This window comes from Mesorhizobium sp. C395A, assembly GCF_030323205.1.
Taxonomy (GTDB): domain Bacteria; phylum Pseudomonadota; class Alphaproteobacteria; order Rhizobiales; family Rhizobiaceae; genus Mesorhizobium.
This window is the reverse complement of the sequence record NZ_CP100473.1, coordinates 5,246,490-5,260,340: the sequence shown is the minus strand read 5'-3', so window position 1 is coordinate 5,260,340 and position 13,851 is coordinate 5,246,490. Positions and strand designations below refer to the sequence as shown.

Annotated in this window: 11 protein-coding genes; 6 read left to right on the top strand and 5 right to left on the bottom strand. The window is 64.2% G+C overall.

Features of this window, described 5'->3' with window-relative positions; genetic code table 11:
* Window positions 1-161 precede the first annotated feature (161 nt).
* The 3 genes from NLY37_RS25645 to NLY37_RS25635 all read right to left on the bottom strand — a co-directional run bounded on the left by NLY37_RS25645 (window position 162) and on the right by NLY37_RS25635 (window position 3,550).
* Window positions 162-1,091, bottom strand: coding sequence for a carbohydrate ABC transporter permease (locus tag NLY37_RS25645; protein ID WP_023702499.1), 930 nt, complete (start codon window positions 1,089-1,091; stop codon window positions 162-164).
* A gap of 241 nt (window positions 1,092-1,332) precedes the next feature.
* Window positions 1,333-2,592, bottom strand: coding sequence for an ABC transporter substrate-binding protein (locus NLY37_RS25640; RefSeq protein WP_023668844.1), 1,260 nt, complete (start codon window positions 2,590-2,592; stop codon window positions 1,333-1,335).
* A 10-nt stretch (window positions 2,593-2,602) separates the two neighbouring features.
* Complete coding sequence (locus tag NLY37_RS25635; protein ID WP_031246390.1) at window positions 2,603-3,550, bottom strand: N-acetylmuramic acid 6-phosphate etherase; 948 nt, start codon at window positions 3,548-3,550, stop codon at window positions 2,603-2,605.
* A 198-nt stretch (window positions 3,551-3,748) separates the two neighbouring features.
* On the opposite strand from NLY37_RS25635, the gene NLY37_RS25630 reads away from it, so the two are divergent.
* From NLY37_RS25630 to NLY37_RS25605, 6 genes are all read left to right on the top strand, one after another.
* Window positions 3,749-4,627, top strand: coding sequence for a glucosamine kinase nucleotide-binding domain-containing protein (locus NLY37_RS25630; RefSeq protein WP_023742544.1), 879 nt, complete (start codon window positions 3,749-3,751; stop codon window positions 4,625-4,627).
* Complete coding sequence (locus tag NLY37_RS25625; RefSeq protein ID WP_023668847.1) at window positions 4,624-5,406, top strand: GntR family transcriptional regulator; 783 nt, start codon at window positions 4,624-4,626, stop codon at window positions 5,404-5,406. Before NLY37_RS25630 ends, NLY37_RS25625 begins: the two co-directional genes overlap by 4 nt.
* The gene (locus NLY37_RS25620) at window positions 5,403-6,434 is read left to right on the top strand and encodes an SIS domain-containing protein (protein WP_023742545.1); all 1,032 of its coding nucleotides are present in this window, start codon (window positions 5,403-5,405) and stop codon (window positions 6,432-6,434) included. Before NLY37_RS25625 ends, NLY37_RS25620 begins: the two co-directional genes overlap by 4 nt.
* Window positions 6,431-7,606, top strand: coding sequence for an N-acetylglucosamine-6-phosphate deacetylase (gene nagA, locus NLY37_RS25615; protein WP_023742546.1), 1,176 nt, complete (start codon window positions 6,431-6,433; stop codon window positions 7,604-7,606). Before NLY37_RS25620 ends, nagA begins: the two co-directional genes overlap by 4 nt.
* Window positions 7,607-7,615: 9 nt before the next feature.
* A complete protein-coding gene (locus tag NLY37_RS25610) occupies window positions 7,616-8,728 on the top strand; it encodes an NAD(P)/FAD-dependent oxidoreductase (protein WP_023834395.1) in 1,113 nt (370 codons plus the stop codon).
* Window positions 8,729-8,799: 71 nt separating this feature from the next.
* The gene (locus NLY37_RS25605; protein WP_023742547.1) at window positions 8,800-10,854 is read left to right on the top strand and encodes an ABC transporter ATP-binding protein/permease; all 2,055 of its coding nucleotides are present in this window, start codon (window positions 8,800-8,802) and stop codon (window positions 10,852-10,854) included.
* 74 nt (window positions 10,855-10,928) lie between these two features.
* On the opposite strand, the gene NLY37_RS25600 is transcribed toward NLY37_RS25605, so the two are convergent.
* Entirely contained in the window at window positions 10,929-12,440 is a 1,512-nt protein-coding gene (locus NLY37_RS25600; protein ID WP_031246392.1) for a malonate--CoA ligase, read from the bottom strand.
* 230 nt (window positions 12,441-12,670) lie between these two features.
* Window positions 12,671-13,408 carry a GntR family transcriptional regulator gene (locus NLY37_RS25595; RefSeq protein ID WP_023694237.1) on the bottom strand — a complete coding sequence of 246 codons (738 nt, stop codon included), beginning with the start codon at window positions 13,406-13,408 and terminating at the stop codon, window positions 12,671-12,673.
* Window positions 13,409-13,851 lie beyond the last annotated feature (443 nt).

Below are 13,851 nucleotides of genomic sequence, written 5' to 3'. Positions count from 1 at the left end.
GACATCTCCCCAGCAAGGGGGGAGATCAGATGCCGCGACTGCTTTCGCCAATCGCCAACGTTGCAAGCCGAGCGGCAAGGCCAGAGCTGCCAATCTCCCCCTTGCGGGGGAGATGGCCGGCAGGCCAGAGGGGGGTGTTCAAGCTCGACATCTCGCCCCTCTCAGAACTGGTAGCGACGCAGGCGCGTCTGGACGAGGAAGAGGTAGACGCAGACGCCGCCGAGGATGATCAGGAACATCATCGTGGCGATCGCCGCACCCATATTGGGATCGCCGGTCTGCAGCTGGAAGCCGAAGAAGGCGCGGTAGAGGAAAGTGCCCAGAATATCGGTCGAATAATTCGGCCCGGCAAGCGCCCCTTGTGCGGTGTAGATCAGGTCGAAAGCGTTGAAATTGCCGACGAAGGTCAGGATCGAGATGATGCCGATCGAGGGTAGGATCAGCGGCAGCTTGATCTTCCAGAACTGAGACATGCCGGTGATGCCGTCGCATTCGGCAGCCTCGATCACCTCTTCGGGGATCGACAGGAGTGCTGCATAGATCAGCATCATCGGAATGCCGACGAACTGCCAGACCGAGATCAGGCTGAGCGCGGTCAGGGCATATTGTTGTTTGCCGAGCCACGGCGTGAACAGGCTTTTCAGGCCGACCAGATCCATCAGATGCGGCGCCACGCCCCACAACGGCGACAGGATCAGTTTCCAGGCGAAACCGACGATGACGAAGGACAGGATGGTCGGCACGAAGATCGCGGTGCGGTAGAAGGCGGCGAATCTCAGCCTCGGGCTGGACAGCAATGCCGCCAGCATGACACCGATCGGGTTCTGCACCACCATGTGGATGATGAAGAACCAGGTATTGTTCCGCAGCGCGTTCCAGAAGCCGACCGACCAGTTGGGGTCGCCGAACAACGTACGGAAATTAGTGAAACCGACGAACACCTGATGCTGATCGACATTGCGGAACAGCGACAGCTGCAGCGTGCCGGCGAGCGGCAGGATCATGATCGCCGTATAGACCAGCAGCGCCGGCGCCAGGAAGACGCCGATATGCCAGCGGAACGGTCGCTTCGGTCGTGTTTGTGCGGCCATGAGTGCGGTCCCCGCCGATCAGGTTTAGCAATGCCTTCGACGGCAGCGCTGCCCCTCACCCTTACCCTCTCCCCGTGAAGGACGGGGAGAGGGGGCGCCTGCGTTTCGGCTGATCCTTCTCCCCGTCACTATACGGGGAGAAGGTGCCGGCAGGCGGATGAGGGGCGGCGCCGTCGTTCGCAGTCGATGATGCTATCGAAAAACGCAGGGCCGTCCACTTGGGGGCCTGTCTGTCCTGAGCTTACTTGCCCGGCTTGTACCAGCTGTCGAGGCCGTCCTGCAGCTTCTTGGCGGCAGCTTCCGGCGTGTCGGTGCCGTTGATGACGTTGGCCGATTCAACCCAGGTTTCGTTCTCGAGGTTCGGCGTGCCGCGCGACAGGATCTGGTAGGTCGAGCGGATCGTCGACTTGCACTTGTCGCGCCAGGAGACGAATTCCTGCGCCAGCGGGTCTTCCATCTTCACCGGGGTGGAATTTAGGCTGAAGAAGCCCGGCAAAGCGTTGGCGTAGATGGTGGCGAAGTCCGGCGAGGCGACCCAGGACAGGAAGGTCTTGGCCGCGTCGGCATTCTTCGACGCCGCATTCAGGCCCATGCCGATATCGGTATGGTCGGAGATGTAGCAGGTGTCGCCGGCCTTCTCGACCGGCGGCGGGAAGGCGCCCATCTTGAACTGCGCCTGGGTGTTGAACAGGCCGATCTCCCACGATCCCGCCGGGTAGATGGCGGCGCGGCCAAGCGTGAACAGGTTCTGGCTGTCCGGATAGGTCTGGGCCTCGAAGCCGTCGCCGAGATAAGGCTTCCACTTGGCCAGTTCCTCATAGGGAGCAACCCAGTCCTTGTCGGTCAGCTTCTGGTCGCCCTTGATCAGCGCTGCGCGGCCCTCTTCGCCCTTCCAGTAGTTCGGACCGATGTTCTGATAGCCCATGGTCGCGGCTTCCCATAGGTCCTTGGTGCCCATGGCCATCGGGATGTAGGTGCCGTCGGCCTTGATCTTGTCGAGCGCGGCGAAGAACTCGTCACGCGTCGTCGGCACCTTGAGGCCGAGCTTGTCGAAGGCGTCCTTGTTGTAGATGAAGCCGTGAATGACCGAGGCCATCGGGACGCAGAAGCTCGCCTTGCCGTCGTCGGTCTGCCATGCCGCCTTGGCAACGGGCGAAAAGTTTTCCATGCCGGGCAGCGCCGACAGGTCGGCAAGGTTGCCCTTCTTGAACAGTTCGAGCGACTTGTCGAACGGGCGGCAGGTGATCAGGTCGCCAGCCGAGCCGGCGGCGAGCTTGGCGCCGAGTGCGGCGTCATACTCGGTCGGCGCCGACGGTGCGAACACCACTTTGATGCCCGGGTTCTTGGCCTCAAAAGCCGGGATCAGCTTGTCCTTCCAGATGGCAAGGTCGTCGCCGCGCCAGCTTTCGATATTGAGCGTTACGTCATCGGCGTGAGCCAACCCGGCGGTGCCGAGAATGCTGGTGCCGAGAAGCAGTGCCGTCAGTAATTTCGTTGTCATGCTAGTCTCCCTATTGACCTTTTTCAGGTTCGGTTTTGAGAACAGGGGCCTTCGCGCCCTTGTTCCCCTCGATCGCGGAAAGGGCTGGCCGCAGCTTCTGGCCGGTCCCTTCCAGTATCTTCTCGGCCGCAACGGCGTTGGCAGCGCCGGCGGCGAGCAGAATGGCTGTTTTGACGACGCCGCCGCTCGCTTCGAGCAGCCGCACGGCGTCTTGCCGGTCGCGGCCGCTGATAGCGGCGACGATGCGAGCCGCGCGGTCGCGCAGCTTGATGTTGTCGGCGGTGAGATTGACCATGTAGCCGTCATGGACATGGCCGAGATGAATGGCGGTAAGCGTCGACAGCATGTTGAGCGCGATCTTCTGGGCAGTGCCGGCGCCCATGCGCGTCGAGCCGGCAATCACCTCCGGTGGCGTCTCGAGCAGGATGGCGACGTCGGCCAGCCTGAGCAGGGGCGTGTCCTTGTTGTTGGCAATGGCGATGGTTGCCGCGCCCCGGCTGCGCGCATCCTTCAGCGCCTGCACCGCATAGGGCGTCGAGCCGCTGGCCGAAATCGCGATCAGGCAGTCGCCCTTGCCGATGCCGGCGCCGGCAATTGCCGTCGAGGCTTCGTCGGTGTCGTCTTCCGATCCGCCGGCCAGGGTCTTGAAAGCGTCGTCGCCACCGGCGATGAGGATGGCGATGCGTTCGCGCTTGATGCCGAAGGTGCCGGGCAACTCCAGCGCGTCGGCCAGCGCCATCAGGCCGGAGCTGCCGGCCGCAGCATAGGCGAGCTTGCCGCCGCCGTTCAGCCGCCCGGCGATGATTTCGGCTGCGGCGGCGATGGCGGGAATGGCGTCGCGCACAGCCTTGGCGGCCTCGATCTGCGCATTGACCAAAGAAGAAAGGATGGCGTCCGGGGCCTGGATGTCCAGTCCCTCGGCATTGCTGTGAAGCGCTTCGGTGCGCGGTTCGGCCATCCCTGTCCCTCCGATGGAAGAACAATACCAAAAAAATACCACTTGTCCACACGCATTAACGAATTGCGAACTGGAAATCGTTGAGCCGGCGAAATTCCCGGGTTTTTCAACCTGATACGCCTTAATCTTTTTGAAACGGAAATTAATCCCTTGGCTATTGGTATTTTATTGGTATTATCCGCCCGGAGGAGACATCGCGTGAAATTCGTGCTCGGTATCGACGGCGGCGGCACCAGCTGCAGGGCAGCCCTTGCGACAGGCGATGGCGTTGTCATTGGCCGTGCCAAAAGCGGCGCCGCCAACATCCGCACCGATCTCACCGGCGCTCGCACCCACATCGTCGAGGCTGCTCGTCAGGCCTTCATCGCCGCCGGGCAAGATCCGGACCTGATCCCGCAGACACCAGCCATTCTCGGCCTTGCCGGCGCCAATGTCGGCACCTACCGCCAGCAGCTTGAAGCAATCCTGCCGTTCAGCATCAGCCGCGTCGAGACGGACGCCGAGATCGCGCTCGAAGGGGCAGTCGGCTCTGGTGACGGCGCCATGGCCATCCTCGGCACCGGCACCGCCTATATGGCGCGCAAGGGCGGCATGTCGCGCGCCATCGGCGGCTGGGGCTTTCAGGTCGGTGATCAAGGCAGCGGCGCCCGGATCGGCCGCGACCTGCTGGAGCAGACGCTGCTCGCCCATGACGGCGTCCGGCCGCGCTCAGCCCTGACCGACAGCATGATGGTCATTTTCCGCAACAATCCCGAAGACGTGGTCGAGTTCACCACCAATGCCAAGCCCGGCGATTTCGGCGGCTTCGCGCCCAAGGTTTTCGAGCATGCCGAGAAGGGCGACAGCGTCGCCAACTGGATCGTGGACAAGTCGGTTGCCGATGTCGAGGCGTCGCTCCACGCGCTCGACCTCTCTGATGACGCCCCGCTCTGCCTGCTCGGCGGGCTGGCGCCGCTCTATGGGCCGCGCCTTTCCCAGCGCTACCAGGCGCTGCTGAAAGCGCCGCTCGACGATGCGCTGGGCGGCGCCGTGCAGATGGCGGCCCGCATCTTCGTCAAAGCAGAGGCGACGCGATGAGCGATGCCGCCGACCAGATCTTCGCCACGCTGAGGCAGTCGTCGCAGAGCGGCGCCCCGCTCTACCTGCAGCTCAGGAAAAGCATCGAGGACGCCGTCAATCGCGGCCTGATCGGGCCGGGCGATGCGCTGCCTTCCGAGCGCGACATCGCCACCAAGGCCGACATTTCGCGCGTCACCGTCCGCAAGGCGGTGCAGGACCTAGTCAAGGGCGGCATCCTCGTGCAGCGCCACGGCTCCGGCACCTTCGTGGCGCCGCGCATGGAGCGCGTCGAGCAGTCGCTGTCCAGGCTCACTTCATTCACCGAGGACATGGCAAGGCGCGGCATGGCGGTGCGTTCAGCCTGGCTCGACCGCGACCTCTACCCGCCCTCGCCCGACGAGATGATGGTGCTCGGCCTGTCCTCGAACGAGCTGGTGGCGCGCGTGGCGCGCCTGCGCATCGCAAACGACACGCCGCTGGCCATCGAGCGCGCCTCGTTGTCGGCCAGCGTGCTGCCGGATCCGGCCGGGATAGGCTCGTCACTCTATGCGGCGCTGCAACTGACCGGCAACCGGCCGGTGCGGGCGGTGCAGCGCATTTCCGCCGCCAATCTCGGCGACGCCGATGCGCGTCTGCTCGAAGTGCCATCCGGCATTGCCGGCCTGCACATCGAACGCATTTCCTATCTCGCGAGCGGCAAGGTGATCGAGTTCACCCGCTCCATCTACCGCGGCGACGCCTATGATTTCGTCGCCGAACTGCGCCTGACAGGGCCGAGCGAAGAGGGCCGACCATGATCCCCAAGACCACCCATATGCGGCGCGAGATCGACGAAATTCCGCAAGCCGTCGCGCGTCTGCTCGATGGCTCGGCGGCGGTGCTGACCGAGGCCGGACGCGGCATTCGCGAGCGCGATCCGAGCTTCGTCGTTACCGTCGCGCGCGGTTCGTCCGACCATGCCGCCACCTTCATGAAATATGCCGTCGAACTGACCGCCGGCCTGGCCGTGGCATCGGTCGGTCCGTCGATCGCCTCGATCTACGGCGCCAAGCTCAAGCTCGCCGGTTCCGCGTGCCTCGCCATCTCGCAATCCGGCATGAGCCCTGACATCGTCGCCATGGCCGAGACGGCACGGGCCGGCGGTGCGCTCACCGTCGCCATCACCAACACCGCCGATTCGCCGCTGGCGCGGGCTTCGGATTTTGCCATCGACATTCTGGCCGGCCCCGAGCGCAGCGTCGCGGCGACCAAGACATTCGTCAATTCGGCGGTCGCCGGCCTGGCGCTGATGGCGCATTGCACCGGCGACGACAGACTGCTGGCCGCCCTTGCCCGCCTGCCCGAGCATTTCAGCAAGGCGATCGCCTGCGACTGGATGGCGCTGGCCGGCGCATTGGAGACGCCGCAATCGCTGTTCATCCTCGGCCGTGGCCCGTCGGCGGCGATGGCCGACGAGGCGGCGCTGAAATTCAAAGAGACCTGCGGCATGCATGCCGAGGCCTACAGTGCAGCCGAAGTCATGCACGGCCCGCTGGCGCTGGTCGGGCCAGGCTTCCCGGTGCTGGCGCTCGCCGCCCGCGATGCCTCCGAGCCGTCCGTGGCAGAGGCTGCCGACAACCTTGCCGGCAAGGGTGCAGCAGTTTTTGTAACCTCGGACAAAGCCAACAGCGCGGCGCGGCTGCCGCATGTCGCCACCGGTCATCCCTTGACCGACCCGCTGACGCTGATCGTCTCCTTCTACGGCTTCGTCGAAGCCTTCGCCCGCCATCGCGGCCTCGATCCGGATGTACCGCGCAATCTGCGCAAGGTGACGGAAACCGTATGAGCGACCGTTTTGCCCTGACTGGCGCCCGAATTTTCGATGGCGACGACTGGCATGACAACGCCGCCCTTGTCGTGCACGGCGATGTGGTCGAAGGCATTCATCCCGTCGGCGCCATTCCGTCGGGCGTTGCCCGCATCGACGCCGGGGGCGGCATGCTGGTGCCGGGTTTTGTCGACCTGCAGGTCAATGGCGGCGGCGGCGTCATGCTCAACGACCATCCCGATGTCGCCTCGCTGGCAACAATCTGCCGGGCGCATGCGCCGTTCGGCACGACCGCACTGCTGCCGACGCTAATCACAGATACGCCTGACATCACCGCCGCGGCCATTGCCGCCGGCACCGAGGCGGCACGGCAAAAACTGCCGGGGTTTCTCGGCCTGCATCTCGAGGGACCGCATCTCTCGGTCGCCCGCAAGGGGGCGCATGACCCGGCTCTGATCCGGCCGATGACGGATGCGGATGAAGCGGCGCTGGTCGCGGCACGCAAAGACCTGCCGGTGCTGCTGACGACGATCGCGCCCGAATCCGTCGAGCCCGCCCGTGTTGCGGCTTTGGCCAAGGCCGGCATCGTCGTCAGCCTCGGCCATTCCGATACCGGCTATGCCACGGCCAGAGCCTTTGCCGACGCGGGCGCCAGCGTGGTCACACATCTGTTCAACGCCATGAGCCAGATCGGCAACCGTGAGCCGGGGCTGGCGGGTGCGGCCATCGACATAGGCAGTCTGTCGGCCGGGATCATTGCCGACGGCATCCATGTCGATCCCGCCACCATGCTGATCGCGCTGCGCGCCAAGCAGGGGCCGGGCAGGATCGTGCTGGTCACCGACGCCATGGCGACGATCGGCACCGACATGACGTCGTTCACCCTCAACGGCCGCATCATCTATCGCAAGGATGGCAGTCTGCGGCTGGCCGACGGCACGCTGGCCGGCGCCGATCTCGATATGATCTCGGCCGTCCGCTACATGCACAGGATCGTCGGGCTGGACGTGTCGGAAGCGTTGCGCATGGCCTCGCTCTATCCGGCGCAGGCGGTCGGCCAGGCACACCGGCTCGGCCGCTTCGCCAATGGCACGGCTGCCGATATCGTCGCTTTGTCGGACAACCTCGACGTCACCGGTGCGTGGGTTGGCGGCGACAAGGTTTTTGCAGGCGCGGGAAGTTCGCGCTAAAGTCCACTTATGCATGATGTCGACTGCGTTGTCGCTGGCGCCGGTGTTGTCGGCCTCGCCATTGCCCGCGCGCTGGCGCTGTCGGGCCGCGAGGTGCTGGTGGTCGAGAAGGCCGCAGCCATCGGCACGGGCACCAGTTCGCGCAATTCGGAAGTCATCCATGCCGGGCTTCATTATACGCCGGGCAGCCTGAAGGCCCGTCTCTGCGTCAACGGCCGCGAGCGTCTCTATGCCTATTGCCGCGAGCACGACGTCGCCCATCATCGCACCGGCAAACTGATCGTTGCCGTCGAACCCGACCAGTTGGACAAACTGCAGGCGATCCAGATCAACGCGGCGCAATGCGGAGTCGGTGACCTCAAGCTTTTGACGCGCGCAGAGGCCGAAAGCCTGGAACCGGCGCTGAGCTGCGCCGGCGCGCTGCTGTCGCCGTCAACCGGCATCGTCGACAGCCAGGCGCTGATGCTGTCATTGCGCGGAGACGCGGAAGCGGCCGGCGCATCTTTCGCCTTGCTCACCGTTGTCTCAGGCGCGAGCATCGAAGCCGACGGCATCCGGATCGACACGCGCGACGCCGATGGCGAGGGTTTCACCTTGAAGACCGGCGCCTTCATCAACGCCGCCGGCCTCGACGCGCAGGCGCTCGCCGGCCGCATCGAAGGCCTCCCGCAAGACCGTGTTCCGCCGCTGTGGCTGGCGCGCGGCAATTATTTCGCGCTTTCCGGCCGCTCGCCCTTTTCGCGGCTGATCTATCCGGTGCCGGTCCATGGCGGCCTCGGCGTGCATCTGACCCTCGACATGTCGGGGAGCGCGCGCTTTGGCCCGGATGTCGAATGGATCGATCGCGTCGACTATACCGTCGATCCCGCACGAGGCGCTGCCTTCTACGACGAAATCAGGCGCTACTGGTCCGGCCTGGCGGACGGCGCCCTGCAACCGGCCTATGCCGGCGTCAGGCCGAAACTGTCCGGTCCGGGCCAGCCGGCCGCCGACTTCGTCATCCAGGGACCGGCTGACCACGGGGGCGGTCAGATCGTCAATCTGTTCGGCATCGAGAGCCCTGGCCTTACCGCCAGCCTCGCCATCGCAGAACATGTCGTTGGGCTTTTATATCCGCAATGACGGGCGTTCCTGAAACGTCGGGCAGGCGCATACCATGAAACCTTTTGATATGGAGGTCGTTGTCGGGGCATATGTCCGAGGCAAAACCCAAATCGGAACCGGCCGACGGCATCGAAGCGCGCGATGCCCCGAAGTCGCGCCGGGAAAAGCCGTCACGGCAAACGCGCGGAGATCGACCGCGCGAGGACACGCCGCGCGAGAAAAAAACATCGGCCGCCGAAGCCGCGTCCGAGCCCGCTGGCGAGGCCGCGCCGCCGCCGGATGCCGTCGAACCCGATCCCAAGCTGACGCCTGAGCAGGCCGAGCAGGCGCGGAAGAAATATCTGCTGCGGCGTTTCTGGATCAGCGGGCGCGGCTATTGGGGGAGGCATGGCGACAAGCTCGCCTGGCCTTTGACGATCGGAGTGCTGCTGCTGCTCTGCATCAACATCGGTTTCCAGTATGGCATCAACGTCTGGAACCGCTCGATGTTCGATGCCCTCGAGCAGCGCAACGCCCGCACAGTCTATCTCCTCAGCGCCGTATTCGTGCCGCTGGTGATCTGCAGCGGCAGCCTTGTCGTCGCGCAGGTCTATCTGCGCATGACGATCCAGCGCCGCTGGCGTTCCTGGCTGACCACCGGGGTCGTCGCGCGCTGGCTGGCAAACGGCCGCTACTACCAGCTGAACCTCGTGGGCGGCGACCACCAGAACCCCGAGGCCCGCATGACCGAGGATCTGCGCATCGCCACCGAGTCGCCGGTCGATTTCACCGCCGGCGTCCTCAACGCGTTCCTGTCGGCCTCGACCTTTATCGTCGTGCTGTGGACCATCGGCGGCGCGCTCACCCTGCCGATCGGCCGTGAGAGCATCACCATTCCCGGCTTTCTGGTCATCACCGCGATCATCTATGCCGCCATCACCTCGACCTCGATGGTGGTCATCGGCCGCGACTTCGTCCAGCTCTCCGAGCGGAAGAACCAGGCGGAGGCCGAACTGCGCTACACGCTGACGCGCGTGCGCGAAAACGGCGAGAGCATCGCCTTGCTGGGAGGCGAGGACGAGGAGCGCAGCGGCATCGACAGGAATTTCGGCCATGTGCTGAGGCAATGGGCGCTGCTGACCGGACAGCACATGCGCACGGCCGCGGTGTCGCAGGGATCGAGCCTGTTTGCGCCGGTCGTGCCGATCCTTTTGTGCGCGCCAAAATTCCTCGAAGGCTCGATGACGCTTGGCGAGGTGATGCAGGCGGCGTCTGCCTTTGGCATCGTGCAAGGCGCGTTCGGCTGGCTGGTCGACAACTATCCGCGCCTCGCCGACTGGAACGCCTCCGCGCGGCGCATTGCCTCGCTGATGATGTCGCTCGACGGGCTCGAGCGCGCCGAGCAGAGCGATGCGCTCGGACGCATCAACCGGGGCGAAGCGGAAGACGGCGCCATCCTCAGCCTCGACAATCTTTCCGTGACACTCGACGACGGCACCTCCGTAGTCAAGGAAACCGAGGTCGTGATCGAGCCGGGCGAGCGGGTGCTGGTTTCAGGCGAATCCGGTTCAGGCAAGTCGACGCTGGTGCGGGCCGTCGCGGGCCTGTGGCCATGGGGCGGCGGCAGCGTCAATTTCCACACCGACAGGCGCCTGTTCATGCTGCCGCAACGCCCCTACATCCCTTCCGGAACGCTTCGCCGCGCGGTCGCCTATCCCGCGGCGGCGGACAAGTGGACCATCAAGCAAATCAAGGCTGCCCTCGACAAGGTGGGGCTTGGCTATCTCACCGGCAGGATCAAGGAAGAGGCGCCATGGGACCAGACGCTGTCGGGCGGCGAAAAGCAACGCCTCGCCTTCGCGCGCCTGCTGCTGCATCGCCCCGATATCGTGGTGCTGGATGAAGCGACTTCGGCGCTCGACGAGAAGAGCCAGGACACGATGATGTTGACGGTGATCCGCGAACTGCCTGACGTCACCATCATCAGCGTGGCGCATCGTGCGGAGCTCGAAGCCTTCCACAGCCGCAAGATCATCCTGGAGCGGCGGGAGGGCGGCGCCAAGCTCGTCAGCGACGTCGACCTCATCCCGCGCAGGCGCAAACGCAGCCTGCTGAACCGCGCTTTGTGGGGTTCCAGCACTCGGGTGAAAAAGCCGCGCACGTAAAAGGCGCCACTGCCGAACCGCGAACAGAGATGTCCAGGCGAAGCGCTTGGGCAAAGAAACTAGCCGGCTATGGATTAGCCGTAGAGACCCTTGTAGGTCTCGCGCAGCAGGTTCTTCTGCACCTTGCCCATCGTGTTGCGCGGCAGCTCGTCGACGAAGATCACCTGCTTCGGGTGCTTGTATTTGGCCAGCTGGCCGGCAATGGCGCCAACGATCTCGGCCCCGGTGATCTGCGATGCCGGCGCCCGCACCACGACAGCGGTGACGCCTTCGCCGAAATCGGGATGGGCAATTCCGATGACGGCACTTTCCAAGACGCCGGCAACGGCGTCGATCTCGCTCTCGATCTCCTTGGGATAGATGTTGTAGCCGCCGGAGATAATGAGATCCTTGCCGCGGCCGACGATGTGGACGTAGCCGTCCGCGTCGATGATGCCGAGGTCGCCGGTGATGAAGAAGCCGTCCTTGCGAAACTCCGCCTTGGTTTTTTCCGGCATGCGCCAATAGCCGGAAAAGACATTCGGACCTTTGACCTCGATCATGCCGACTTCACCCTGGCCAAGCGCATCGCCGCTGTCAGGGTCGGCGATGCGCAGCGAAACGCCGGGCAGCGGGAAGCCGACCGTGCCGGCCCGACGCTCGCCCTCATAGGGGTTCGACGTGTTCATGTTGGTCTCGGTCATGCCGTAGCGCTCGAGAATGTCGTGGCCGGTGCGCTCGCGCCAGGCCTTGTGCGTTTCGGCGAGCAGCGGCGCCGAGCCGGAAACGAACAGGCGGATGTTCTTCGCCGCCTGGGCATCCAGCCCGTCCTGCTGCAGGAGCCTGGTATAGAAGGTCGGCACCCCCATCAGCACTGTCGCGCGGGGCAAGAGCGAGACGATGCGGCCGGCGTCGAATTTCCGCTCGAACAGCATCGAGGCGCCGGCCATCAGGGTGACGTTGGTGGCGACGAACAAGCCGTGCGTATGGAAGATCGGCAACGCGTGGATCAGCACGTCGTCCCCGGTGAAACGCCATTGCTCGACCAGCACGCGCGCATTGGAGGCCAGGTTTTCATGGCTGAGCATGGCGCCCTTGGAGCGTCCGGTGGTGCCGGATGTGTAAAGGATTGCGGCCAGATCGTCCGGCCCGCGCGCCACGGCGTCGAAATCCGTGGGCTGTTGTGCCGCCAGTTCGGTAAGAGAGCCTTCACCGTTGCTGCCAAGCGTGACGGTGACAGCGCCCGACGCCTGCGCCAACGGCGCGATGGCGCCGGCGCGGGCCGGGTCGCAGACGACCAGCCGCGGCTCGGCATCCCCGAAGAAATAGCCGAGCTCGGCCAGCGTGTAGGCGGTGTTGAGCGGCAGGAAGACCGCGCCGGCGCGCAGGCAGGCGAGGTAAAGGAAAATGCATTCGGGGCTTTTTTCGACCTGCACGGCAACGCGGTCGCCAGGCTCGACGCCGAAATGCCTCAGCGCATGTGCCAGCTGTGCTGATTGCGCCAGCATGTCGCCATAGGCGATCGCGCGTCCGTCATCGGTCGCCATCAGAATGCGCTCGGAGGTTGAAATCCGGCTGCGGAACGCGTCGAACAGGTGATTGGTCATGCGCATTCCCTAGAGATGATGCCGAAAAGTGTGAAGCGGTTTTCGGAGGACATCATGCTCTATCCCTTTGATTTAGAGCCGGATGGCCTTGGAACAAAGGAAACGATTTCGCCTCCGTCCGGCAAAAACGTGAAATCGGGTTTGCCGCCGATCAGATGAAGGCAAGCGGACTTGGATAACGGGCGATTTTGGATAGCGGGCGGATTTTGGATAGCGGACCGGAAGCGCTTCTATCTGCGGCTGCGCAGCGCCTTGGTGGCGCTCACGCGTGGATCGCCGCTGTCGTTGAAGCGCTCCATGCACATGGCTGCCGTCAGACGGTAGTGGTTGAGGAGGGCTTCAACGGCGCCGTCGGCATCGCCATCCACCGTGCGCTCCGCAATCAGCCGATGTTCACTGATTTCGTCGCGCTCGCTGCCGTCCTGGGAGATCAGCCGGTAACGGGAGGCCTGATCCGAAAGCTGGTCGCAAAAGCCGGTCAGCCAATGCGATCGGCAGCCTGCGATCAGGGCCCTATGGAAGGCGCGGTGCAGCTTTTCCCATTCCGGATTGTTCGAGGACGGATCCTCCGGCAAGCGGCGCGGGGCACGCGCCAGGCGATGCAAGGCCAGCACGAGCTGCTCTTCCCATTCGCCGGTGCGGTTGGCAATGGATTCACGCAGCGCCCGCTCTTCCAGCCAGCAGCGGGTGCGCGTCAATTCCTCGAGTTCCGGGGCACTGACCGGCATGATGAAGAAACCGCGCTGGTCGTGGCGGCCGAGCAGACCCTCCGAAGCAAGTCGGTTGAGGGCCTCGCGAACCGGTGAGGCGCCGGCGCCGTAACGGGAAACCACCCATTCGACACGAAGCTTGCTTTCACTTTCAAACACGCCGCGCAGGAGATCGTCGCGAAGCTGTTGATAGACCGTACTAGCGAGTGTGCTCTTGGGTCCCGCGCCTTCGCTCACATCGGCAGATCCGTAGGTCAATATGACTCCTGTAGCTCTCCCAAGCTCCGCTAGCCCGTTCGCGAAGCAAACGATTTCCCCTGTAAATTTACTGTAACTCCTAAGGCATCCACCCCTCAAGCGAAAGATCACGATATTCGACTTAAAGAGGAAGGTTGACCGCATCTTATCCCCCGGAAGTAACTAAAATCGTGAAAAACTTGTTCTTCTGAAGAAAGTTTGTCTCCCAGCATGGCAGGTGCCCTCGAGAAACAGCTTCGAGATCCCGAATACGGATAATTTTTTCTTAACGCGCGTCATGCCGCCGGATTGACCTCTCCCCGCATGCAGATCACTTCGGCAGTTATCCACTAGATTTATGGGCCAAAACTAGTGCCGGATGCCGCGATCCTGTCGCTTGCCGCGATGCCCTTGCGGCTGCCACCCGTTGACGGCTTCTTGGGAGATCGAAGGATCAGGCAGGG